This is a genomic window from Zhongshania sp., from assembly GCF_041623545.1.
Lineage (GTDB): Bacteria > Pseudomonadota > Gammaproteobacteria > Pseudomonadales > Spongiibacteraceae > Spongiibacter.
In genome coordinates this window covers 1-10,432 of the sequence record NZ_JBFJWS010000098.1, presented here as the reverse complement: position 1 = coordinate 10,432, position 10,432 = coordinate 1, and the positions used below count along the sequence as shown (strand labels likewise).

The following is a 10,432-nucleotide window of genomic DNA, read 5'->3' as shown; positions in this document are numbered from 1 at the left end:
GGTGAGTACGTAGCGCAGCAGGCGGCTGGCGGTTTATTCAAAAAAGTGGCTAACCGTGAATTAGCGATTCGGGATTCACTGAATAGCATTGTTGAGGGGCCGCAATAAGCGCAATTGAGCGGCGGTGCCATAGGCTTTGGTGACGGACTAGATTGCCAGTGTTTACGTAAGCGCTATGATAGGCTGGTATATAAGTTCTCTGGGATATCGCCTTATGTCATCGCTGGGTCGTGTAATTGTTGCTGAACAAACCTTGTATACCGCAGCGCAGGTTCGCGAATTTGACCGCTTGGCGATTGCCAGTGGTATCGCCGGATTTGAGTTGATGCGCCGTGCGGGTCAGGCGGCGTTCAATTGTGTGCAAGAGTGTTGGCCAGATCGCTCGCCTATAGAGGTGTTTTGTGGTGGCGGCAACAATGGTGGCGACGGCTATGTGCTTGCAGCTTTGGCGGCGGAGGCTGGTCTGGCGGTGCGGGTGTGGGCCCTAGCGGCGCCCGAATCACTCAATGGCGATGCTGCTTTAGCGTGGCAGTGGGCGCGTCGGACCGGGGTTGTGGTGTCGTTATGGCGAGGCGAGTCACCGCAGGATAATAGCGTTGTTGTTGATGCCATGCTGGGCATTGGTCTGCGGGGTGACGTTCGTGAACACTATCGTGCGGCGATCCAGGCGATTAACTGTGCAGGAGTGCCAGTACTGGCCATCGATATTCCCTCTGGCCTGTGCAGTGACAGTGGGCGTATTTTGGGTGTGGCGATAAAGGCTGCGCAAACCCTGAGTTTTATCGGTTTAAAGCGCGGACTGTTCACCTTAGATGCGCTTGATTGTGTTGGCGCACTTCACTTTGCCGATCTCGCGGTACCTCGAAATGTGTATAAACAGCTGAGCAGTGGACAGTTGACCGGTGCGGTCAGGCAGTTGAATCTTGCGCAGATGCTGGCCGAGTGGGGACCGCGAGCGCGTAATGCGCATAAAGGTGCTGCTGGGCATGTCTTGGTGGTGGGGGGGGATTACGGCATGGCGGGAGCGGCATTATTGGCAGCCAGCGCCGCAGCGCGTAGTGGTGCTGGCTTAGTTTCCTGCGCAACACGGCCTGAGCATATTGGGCTCTTTGTCGCGGCGCGGCCGGAATTGATGGTGCATGGCGTGAGTGGCGCCCAGGAATTACAATGGCTTTTGGCCAAGGCGACCGTGGTGGTGATTGGGCCTGGTTTGGGTCAGCAGTCTTGGGGGCGGGAGTTGCTGGCGGCAGTTTTGGCGGCAAACAAGCCCCTGGTTGTCGACGCTGATGCGTTAAATATAATTGCCAGCGAACCGCAGCTCCTGCTTTCTCACTGCGGGCCGCGTATACTCACGCCCCATCCGGGGGAGGCCGCGCGGTTGATGGCTTGCAGCACCTTGGATGTGCAGGCAGACCGTTTTACTGCGGCGCAGACTATGGCTGAGCGTTTCGCCGCAAGCGTATTATTGAAAGGCGGTGGCACTGTCATCGCTACCGGCGACGGGCTGTATTTGTGCAATCGCGGTAACCCAGGTATGGCAAGTGGTGGTATGGGTGACGTGCTATCTGGGGTAATCGGCGCTTTTGTCGCCCAAGGTTTATCGCCGCCGCGGGCGACGTGCTTGGGAGTTGTTGTGCATGCCGCCGCAGCGGATGTGGCCGCGGTCGAGGGTGAACGTGGTTTGATAGCAAGCGATGTGATTGATCATTTACGGGGTGTAATTAACGGCTATGCAGCGTTATCTTGATGACGAAGCCGAAACAGTAGCGGCGGGCCAGTGGCTGGGAGCGGCGTTGAAGGGCGGAGCTGTGGTTTATCTAGGCGGCCAGCTTGGTGCAGGTAAAACCACATTTTGTCGGGGTGTGTTGCGGGCTTTTGGTCATACCGGTGCGGTGAAGAGCCCAACTTATACCCTTGTTGAGCCCTATGAGAATGCTGGGGTGAATGTGTATCATTTTGATCTGTACCGTTTAGGTGATCCTGAAGAGTTGGAGTACATGGGTATTCGTGATTACTTCGATGGCGACGCGGTATGTTTGGTCGAGTGGCCCGAGCGTGGCGCGGGTGTTTTGCCATTAGCGGATATAATGGTTAGCATTGAGGTACAGGGAGCGGGCCGCCTACTTGCCGCACGTAGCGCAACGCCGCGTGGGCAGCAAATCTTGGCGCAATTGAGCGAATATGAAACGGATTAACAGTGTTGTCCTGATTTGCCTACTGAGTTTGGCCGCTGCCGCGCAGGCGGCAGAAATTCGCGACGTTCGATTTTGGCGAGCGCCAGATCACAGCCGCGTGGTGTTTGATTTGAGCGGGCCGGTCACCCATGAACTGATAACCCTGAGCAATCCTCACCGTCTCGTTATCGATATTCAAAATACCAAACTCGCCGCAGATACTCAAAAACTGCAGTTTGCCAATAGCCCAGTGACTGGTCTGCGCCATGCAGATAAGCCCGGCGGTGCGCTGCGCATGGTATTTGATCTTAGTGCTGAGGTGCAGGTACGCAGCTTTTTATTAGAGGCCAGCGGGGATTTGCATGATCGTCTTGTGGTGGATTTTCTGGATAAGGGTGAAACCGTTGAAGCCCAGGTGATCAAAAGCGTTGAAACCAGTTCGCAGCGCGATGTGGTTATCGCGATTGACGCCGGTCACGGCGGTGAGGATCCCGGTGCTATTGGGCCGGGGCGGGTTAAAGAAAAAGATGTGGTTTTTCAAATTGCCTCGCGACTTAAAGAACGCTTCGAGCGCAAGAAAGGCTATCGCGTGGTGATGATTCGCAATGGCGATTACTACGTGGGCTTGGCTAAGCGCCGTGATCTTGCCCGCAAGGCTCAGGCCGATTTTTTTGTGTCTATTCATGCTGACGCTTTTACTCACCCCCAAGCGAATGGCAGTTCCGTATACGCTTTGTCTAAGAGTGGTGCGACAAGTGCCTCAGCCCGAATTTTGGCCCAGCGCGAAAACGACGCTGACTTAGTGGGTGGCGTGAGCCTGTCGGATAAAGATCAGGTTTTGGCGGGAGTGTTAACCGATTTGTCGATGACGGCCAGTCTTGATGCAAGCCTAAGCGTGGGTGCGCAGCTGTTGGGTGAAATGGCTAAAATCTCTCGTCTTCATAGCAAGCGTGTGGAGCAAGCGGGTTTTGCTGTGCTGAAGTCGCCGGATATTCCTTCGCTTTTGGTGGAGACCGGGTTTATCTCTAATCCTGGGGAAGCCAGCAAGCTGAAAAGTAGTAGTTACCAAAGCAGCATGGCCTTAGCTATTTTCGAAGGTATCGATCGCTATTTTAGAGAAAGCCCGCCGCCAGATACCTATTTTGCAGCGCTAAAGCGCGGCGATGTTCCCGGCGGTCGGCCCGCTAGCGCCACTGCACGTGAATACACTATCGCAAGGGGCGATACCTTGTCTGGGATAGCTCAGCGTTATAATGTGCCCCTCGGCGACCTTCAGCGTCATAATCAACTGTCGGGGAGTAGTATCCGCGTCGGCCAAAAAATACAGATTCCCGCCTCATAATGACTAAAATTCGTTTATTAGATCCCCGTTTGGCTAACCAGATTGCCGCGGGGGAAGTGGTAGAGCGTCCCGCCTCGGTAGTAAAAGAGCTCCTCGAAAATAGCCTCGATGCCGGCGCTCGCCGCATTGAATTGGATATTGAAGAGGGCGGCGTTAAATTAATACGGGTGCGGGATGACGGCTTCGGCATAGCCGAAGACGATTTACCTCTGGCGCTCAGTCGTCACGCCACTAGTAAAATTTCGGCCCTGGAAGATTTGGAGTCGGTAGCCAGTCTTGGTTTTCGTGGTGAGGCCTTGGCAAGTATCAGCTCGGTGTCGCGCTTGTGTTTGAGTACTGCACAAGAAGGCAGTGTGTCGGGTTGGTCGGCGCGCAGTGAAGGTCGCGATATGGAAACCGTGCTAGCGCCTGTAGGGCACCCCCGGGGGACTACGGTGGAAGTGCGGGATTTGTTTTTTAATACCCCCGCGCGGCGAAAGTTTTTGCGCACCGAGAAAACAGAATTTAATCACCTTGAAGAGGTCGTTAAGCGCCAGGCCTTGAGTCGCTACGACGTTGGCTTTTCCCTCCGTCATAATGGGCGTGCGGTACACAGTTTAAAACCAGCGGACAATCAGCTTGAGCAAGAGCGGCGTTTAGCTGCCGTTTGCGGCCCGGCGTTTATGGAGCAGGCGCTATATATCGATCGGGAGGCCGTCGGACTGAGGCTTTGGGGTTGGGTGGCACTGCCAAGCTTTTCCCGCAGTCAGGCTGATTTGCAGCATTTTTACGTGAACGGGCGCTATGTGCGTGACCGCTTGGTGGTTCATGCAGTTCGTCAAGCCTACCGCGATGTACTTTTTCACGGTCGCCACCCCGCTTTTGTGTTGTATCTCGAGTTGGCGCCGGCTGCGGTGGATGTGAATGTCCACCCGACCAAGCACGAGGTGCGTTTCCGGGATGGCCGCACAGTGCACGACTTTATATTCCGCACTTTGCACAAAGTACTCGCTGATGTGCGGCCAGACACCGTGCCTCAGCAGGCTGCGATTGCAGCGGATGGCGGAGAATCGCTAATGGCGATGCCGGAAACCCAAGCGGCTATGCCCTTGGGCGAGGCGGGGTCGGCCTCTTTGGCGACGCCAAGTGCGGGTGCATTTAATGCGGCGCCGACATCATTTCAGCCCCAGTACAGCTCGTCATATACTCCTCCTTCTAACGCGGGGGTGGCGGATCAGCGGGCAAATTATCAGCGCTTGCAGACGGGGCCAAACAGTGTTGCACCGGCAGACGACAGTACCGCGCCACCGCTGGGTTATGCACTTGCCCAGCTGAAGGGGATTTATATTCTGGCGGAAAACCAGCAGGGCATGGTCTTAGTTGACATGCATGCAGCTCATGAACGCATTACCTACGAACGTATGAAAAATGCCCGTGAAGGCGAGGGGATTCGTAGCCAGCCCTTGCTGGTGCCAATGAATTTGGCGGTGAGTGAGCGCGAGGCTGACTGCGCCGAACAGCATGCGGGCGTGTTTGCTGAACTGGGTATGCGCATTGAGCGTGCTGCTGCCGAGTCGATTATTGTGCGGGAATTGCCGACGATTCTGGCTGATACCTCGGTAGAGCAGCTGGTAAGAGACGTGCTGTCGGATTTGTTGGAGTTTGGCAGTACCGATCGCATTCAGGCTCATATCAATGAAATCTTGTCGACCATGGCCTGCCACGGCTCGGTGCGGGCGAACCGTCGTCTGACTCTGCCAGAGATGAATGGTCTGCTGCGCGATATGGAGGCCACTGAGCGCAGCGGCCAGTGCAATCACGGCCGGCCAACCTGGGTGCAGGTGAGTCTGGCCGAGTTGGATAAATGGTTTTTACGTGGCCGCTGATCAAGTGAGTGATTCGGTGGACGTATTACCGACCGCTATTTTTTTGATGGGGCCGACTGCTGCAGGTAAAACGGATTTGTCCTTGGCGCTGAGTGAGCGCCTACCCTGCGACTTGATCAGCGTCGATTCGGCCTTGGTCTATCGTGGCTTAGATATTGGCAGTGCCAAGCCAGATGCAGCAACTTTGGCCCGCTACCCCCATCAATTAATCGATATTTGTGACCCGAGTGAGGCGTACTCGGCAGCAAGCTTCCGTCGTGATGCATTGGCGGCAATGGCCCAAAGCGCTGCTGCTGGGCGAATTCCGCTGCTGGTAGGCGGTACGATGCTGTATTACAAAGCCTTGCTTGAGGGTTTGGCGGATATGCCTCCGGCAGATCAGCAGGTGCGAGCTGAGATTAACGCCATTGCCGAAGAACAGGGTTGGCCTGCGGTTCATGCCTTGCTAGCAGAGGTGGATGAGGCTTCCGCGGCACGGATTCATCCTAATCACTCCCAGCGTCTTTCCCGTGCTCTAGAGGTTTACCGTATTAGTGGCGTCACTATGACCGAGTGGCGGGCTAGGCAGGCGGAACAAGTTTTGCCTTACCGAGTGTTTCAGTTTGCCATTGCGCCGCCAGAGCGCAGTGTATTACATCTGCGCATCGAACAGCGGCTGAGGCAGATGTTTGCTCAGGGCTTTGTTGAGGAAGTCGCGGGCTTGATGGCGCGTGGCGATTTGCACGCGGATTTACCGGCGATACGGGCGGTGGGGTACCGTCAGGTTTGGGAGCATTTGCGCGGTGATTATTCCCTTGATGAAGCCTTTGAGCGTGCCTTGATTGCTACGCGGCAATTGGCAAAGCGACAGTTAACTTGGTTGCGGGGTTGGTCAGACTTGCAGTGGCTGGAGACTGGCGGAAATATTGATTTGCAACTAAATTCCGTGATAGCGCATTCTGGCGCTGCTGAACTGCTATAACTTAGGTATACTGCAAGCTACCCAGTCTGTTTGCGAACTTGTTGTTGGGTTTGCGATCTTATTACTGCTTTTTGATACGTTTTATCAACGCCCGATTTGGGCATACAGGAGGTCACGCCATGTCAAAAGGGCATACCCTACAAGACCCTTACCTGAATATTCTTCGAAAGGAGCGCATTCCGGTTTCTATCTATCTGGTTAACGGCATTAAATTGCAGGGCCAAATTGAGTCTTTTGACCAATTTGTGGTCTTGCTAAAAAATACGGTTAGTCAAATGGTCTATAAACACGCCATTTCTACCGTGGTTCCGTCGCGTGTTGTTCGTTTGCCTATGGCGCATCCGCCAGAAGATGACGAAGAACAAGAAGACGCTTAATAACCGCTATTTGTTGATTTGAGGTTCGTCCTTGCTATTTGAAAGACCTAATTCTGGTGAGCGCGCAATACTGGTGCACCTGGATTTTCACAGTGAAGACGAGCGCGAAGACTCCAATGAATTTGTGCAGCTGGTCACCTCCGCAGGAGGTGACCCTGTAGCGTTCATTACAGGGTCTCGTAAACGTCCGGACGCCCGTCTGTTTGTGGGTACCGGCAAGCTCGAAGAAATTCGTGAAGCACTGATCGCCAATGAAGGCGAGCTGGTGTTGTTTAACCATTCCTTGTCACCGAGCCAAGAGCGCAATATTGAACGCGAACTACAGTGTCGCGTGCTTGATCGTACCGGTCTAATTCTTGATATTTTTGCCCAGCGCGCACATACCCACGAGGGTAAATTGCAAGTTGAGCTGGCTCAGCTGCAGCATATGTCCACGCGGCTAGTGCGCGGTTGGACTCACTTGGAGCGTCAAAAGGGCGGTATAGGTTTGCGCGGGCCGGGTGAGAGCCAGCTTGAAACCGATCGGCGTTTATTGCGGGCGCGTATAACTGCAATTCAGTCGCGGCTACAGAAAGTTCGGCGCCAGCGCGAGCAGGCTCGGCGGGCGCGGCGACGGGCCGAAATTCCGGCGCTGTCATTGGTCGGCTATACCAATGCGGGTAAATCAACGCTCTTTAATGTGCTGACCACCTCCACCGTTTACGCCGCCGATCAGTTGTTTGCGACCTTGGATCCAACCGTGCGCCGTATTACGGTGGGTGATGTTGGTCCGGTTATTTTGGCGGACACCGTTGGCTTTATTCGTCATTTGCCCCACAAGCTGGTGGAGGCGTTTCGAGCGACCCTAGAAGAAGCGGTTATCGCCGATTTGTTGATTCATGTTGTGGATTGCGCTGATCCTGAGCGTCAAGACAATATGAAGCAGGTGATGAGCGTACTTGCGGAGATTGGCGCGGCGGATATACCAATTCTTGAGGTTTATAATAAAACTGACTTGATTGGCAGTGAGCCGCGTATTGAGCGCGATGATACTGGTCAACCGGTACGGGTGTGGCTGTCGGCGCGAGATGATCGAGGGCTGGATTTATTTTATCAGGCCTTGAGTGAGCTGCTGGGCAATGAGATTTGCGAAACCAGTATTACCTTAACGGCGGCGCAGGGCCGTTTGCGTGCGCGGCTGTTTAGTCTTGATGCTGTACTCGAAGAAGAAATGAGCGATGACGGCTCGCAGCGCCTAAAAATTCGTTTGCCGGAAGCGGATTGGCAACGATTGCTGGCTGCTGAATCAATTACAGAAGCGTCACTGGACTCAAGTCGTCCGGTTAGCATGCGCGAAGAATTCTGCTAGACTGCCCGCCGGACAAAATCGTGATGTCGCGGGCGTTCCGCAGCACAAGTTGGCTGCGGCATAAAAAAATAGCGAACCACAACGATAATCGATAGGAGAGGGCTATGGCCTGGAATGAACCGGGTGGCGGGAAAGATAATGATCCTTGGGGCGGTAATAACCAGGGGCCGCCAGATTTAGATGAAGCTCTGAAAAAGCTGCAAGAAAAGCTGAATAGTATTTTTGGCGGCGCTAAAACAGGCGGCAGCAGCAATGGTGGCGATTTTCATCTAAGCGCTGGCATGCTCGGAGTTGTTGCGGTACTGGCAGCAGTGGTTTGGGGTTTGTTTGGTTTCTATCAGGTTGATCAGCAAGAGCGTGCTGTAGTGCTGCGCTTGGGGGTTTATCACGAAACAGTGATGCCTGGTTTGCGCTGGAATCCGCCGCTGATGGACGAAGTGAATAAAATCAACGTCACTAAAGTGCGCGGTATTACGAGTCGTGGCCAGATGCTGACCGAAGACGAAAATATCGTCGATGTCGCTTTGTCTGTTCAGTACACCGTGTCAGACCCTGCTAACTTTCTTCTTAAAGTGAAGAGTCCTGAGTTGAGTTTAGAGCATGCTCTGGAAAGCTCCTTGCGCCACGTGGTTGGCAGTTCAAAAATGGATCAGGTGATCACTGAGGGGCGCGAGCAGATTGCGATCGATACTCAGCAGAGACTTCAGGGTTATCTCGATACTTATCAGAGTGGCATTTTAGTAGCCAAGGTCAATATTGAAGATGCACAGGCGCCCTCGCAGGTGCAAGACGCATTTGATGATGTTACTCGTGCGAAAGAAGATCGTGAGCGCTTAAAGAATGAGGCAGAAGCCTACGCCAATGGCATTATTCCAGAAGCGCGTGGTGCTGCTCAGCGTCAACTTGAAGAAGCGCAAGCTTATAAAGAGCAGGTTGTTGCCAGGGCGCAGGGTGAGGCTCAGCGCTTTGTGGATCTTTATGACGAATACCGCAAAGCGCCTAAGGTGACCCGCGAGCGTTTGTATATCGATGCGCTGGAAACCATGTATAGCGATGCTACCAAGGTGATGGTTGATGTCGAAGGCGGTAATAATATGATGTATTTGCCGCTCGATAAATTGATGGAAAAGTCGGCGGTTACTCGCCAATCGGCTAGTGCAGAGCCGGATATGCGCCAGTTGACAGATAAAGTCATTGAGCAGTTACGTCGTGACAGTCAAAGTTCGCGCAGGGAGGGTCGTTAACATGGGTGGACGTAATTTTACCGTTGTAGTCGTGCTGCTGGGCTTAATCGTACTGGCGATGAATAGCTTGTATATCGTGCGTGAAACCGAGCGCGGGGTCTTGCTAAAGTTTGGTGAAGTGGTCGACCCAGATATCAGTGTAGGCCTGCACATCAAAACGCCCTTTGTGCATATGGTGCGCAAATTTGAGCGTCGTATTTTAACCTTAGATGCGCCAACTCAACGGTTTTTGACCATTGAGAAAAAGCCGTTGGATGTGGACTTTTACGCTAAGTGGAAAGTAATCGATACGCAGAAGTATTATACCGCCACCAATGGCGAGGAAGGGCGCGCCGAAGGTTTGTTGGCGCAGCGAATTAATACCGGCTTGCGTAACAAGTTTGGTGAGCGAACCTTCCATGAGGTTGTATCCGGTGAGCGGGATCTGTTAATGACGGATTTGACGCGTGATCTCAATCAGATTACGACTACCGAGTTTGGTATTCAGCTGGTTGATGTCCGGGTTAAGCGTATTGACCTGCCGTCGCAGGTTAGTCAGTCGGTGTTCGATCGCATGAAGTCTGAGCGTGAGCGTGAAGCTCGCGAGCATCGCTCTACTGGTCGCGAATTAGCTGAAAAAATTCGCGCTACAGCAGATCGTCAGCGCACGGTTATTGGTGCAAATGCCTATCGTGACTCTGAAGTGTTGCGCGGTGAGGGTGATGCTGAGGCCGCCAGTACCTATGCAGCAGCTTATAGTCGTGATCCCGAGTTCTATGCTTTTTTACGTAGCTTGAGCGCCTATCAGTCGTCCTTTAGTAATAAAGGTGATTTATTGGTCGTTGACAGCAAAAGTGAGTTCTTCCGTTACTTAAAGCAGGGCGGCAGTAAGTAAGCTGGCTTGTTTCACTCCTCGCTGAGGCGGGGAGTGTGGTATCATTCTCGCATCCGGGCTGAACCGAGGTCTAAACCCCTACGGGCAGCGCGGATTTTTTATGTTTGTAGCAGGCAAAGCGCATGTGGCAGGAACTGTCAGTGGCTCTCAGTATGGTGCTTATTATTGAAGGTGTGCTGCCATTTCTCAGTCCTGAGCGTTGGCGTTTATTAGCATACCGGATGGCGGATATGGACAGTCGATCTGT

10 protein-coding genes are annotated in these 10,432 nt (G+C 53.6%); all 10 read left to right on the top strand.

Annotation, left to right across the window (positions count from 1 at the left end; genetic code table 11):
* The first annotated feature begins 214 nt into the window (after window positions 1-214).
* The gene (locus ABYT30_RS10470; protein WP_373096350.1) at window positions 215-1,747 is read left to right on the top strand and encodes an NAD(P)H-hydrate dehydratase; all 1,533 of its coding nucleotides are present in this window, start codon (window positions 215-217) and stop codon (window positions 1,745-1,747) included.
* Complete coding sequence (gene tsaE, locus ABYT30_RS10465) at window positions 1,731-2,195, top strand: tRNA (adenosine(37)-N6)-threonylcarbamoyltransferase complex ATPase subunit type 1 TsaE (protein ID WP_373081513.1); 465 nt, start codon at window positions 1,731-1,733, stop codon at window positions 2,193-2,195. The genes ABYT30_RS10470 and tsaE overlap by 17 nt, the downstream gene beginning before the upstream one ends.
* On the top strand, window positions 2,182-3,516 hold the full coding sequence (locus tag ABYT30_RS10460; RefSeq protein WP_373081515.1) for an N-acetylmuramoyl-L-alanine amidase: 1,335 nt from the start codon (window positions 2,182-2,184) through the stop codon (window positions 3,514-3,516). Before tsaE ends, ABYT30_RS10460 begins: the two co-directional genes overlap by 14 nt.
* Window positions 3,516-5,381, top strand: coding sequence for a DNA mismatch repair endonuclease MutL (mutL, locus tag ABYT30_RS10455; protein ID WP_373081517.1), 1,866 nt, complete (start codon window positions 3,516-3,518; stop codon window positions 5,379-5,381). The genes ABYT30_RS10460 and mutL overlap by 1 nt, the downstream gene beginning before the upstream one ends.
* 46 nt (window positions 5,382-5,427) lie before the next feature.
* The gene (gene miaA, locus ABYT30_RS10450; protein ID WP_373081532.1) at window positions 5,428-6,342 is read left to right on the top strand and encodes a tRNA (adenosine(37)-N6)-dimethylallyltransferase MiaA; all 915 of its coding nucleotides are present in this window, start codon (window positions 5,428-5,430) and stop codon (window positions 6,340-6,342) included.
* Between the two features lie 119 nt (window positions 6,343-6,461).
* Window positions 6,462-6,719: an RNA chaperone Hfq gene (gene hfq, locus ABYT30_RS10445; protein ID WP_008250581.1), complete on the top strand. Its 258-nt coding sequence runs from the start codon at window positions 6,462-6,464 to the stop codon at window positions 6,717-6,719.
* Window positions 6,720-6,750: 31 nt separating this feature from the next.
* Window positions 6,751-8,067 carry a ribosome rescue GTPase HflX gene (gene hflX / locus ABYT30_RS10440; RefSeq protein ID WP_373081520.1) on the top strand — a complete coding sequence of 439 codons (1,317 nt, stop codon included), beginning with the start codon at window positions 6,751-6,753 and terminating at the stop codon, window positions 8,065-8,067.
* A gap of 104 nt (window positions 8,068-8,171) precedes the next feature.
* Window positions 8,172-9,311 carry an FtsH protease activity modulator HflK gene (gene hflK / locus ABYT30_RS10435; RefSeq protein WP_373081522.1) on the top strand — a complete coding sequence of 380 codons (1,140 nt, stop codon included), beginning with the start codon at window positions 8,172-8,174 and terminating at the stop codon, window positions 9,309-9,311.
* A 1-nt stretch (window position 9,312) separates the two neighbouring features.
* A complete protein-coding gene (hflC, locus tag ABYT30_RS10430; RefSeq protein ID WP_373081524.1) occupies window positions 9,313-10,185 on the top strand; it encodes a protease modulator HflC in 873 nt (290 codons plus the stop codon).
* Window positions 10,186-10,307: 122 nt separating this feature from the next.
* Window positions 10,308-10,432: DUF2065 domain-containing protein (locus ABYT30_RS10425; protein WP_373096352.1), on the top strand; the 125-nt coding region annotated here is incomplete at its 3' end.

Coding starts and splice junctions, on each gene's coding strand:
- mutL (WP_373081517.1), top strand. CDS start 3,516: ATGACTAAAATTCGTTTATTAGATCCCCGTTTGGCTAACCAGATTGCC.
- hflC (WP_373081524.1), top strand. CDS start 9,313: ATGGGTGGACGTAATTTTACCGTTGTAGTCGTGCTGCTGGGCTTAATC.
- miaA (WP_373081532.1), top strand. CDS start 5,428: ATGGGGCCGACTGCTGCAGGTAAAACGGATTTGTCCTTGGCGCTGAGT.
- tsaE (WP_373081513.1), top strand. CDS start 1,731: ATGCAGCGTTATCTTGATGACGAAGCCGAAACAGTAGCGGCGGGCCAG.
- hfq (WP_008250581.1), top strand. CDS start 6,462: ATGTCAAAAGGGCATACCCTACAAGACCCTTACCTGAATATTCTTCGA.
- hflK (WP_373081522.1), top strand. CDS start 8,172: ATGGCCTGGAATGAACCGGGTGGCGGGAAAGATAATGATCCTTGGGGC.
- ABYT30_RS10470 (WP_373096350.1), top strand. CDS start 215: ATGTCATCGCTGGGTCGTGTAATTGTTGCTGAACAAACCTTGTATACC.
- ABYT30_RS10460 (WP_373081515.1), top strand. CDS start 2,182: ATGAAACGGATTAACAGTGTTGTCCTGATTTGCCTACTGAGTTTGGCC.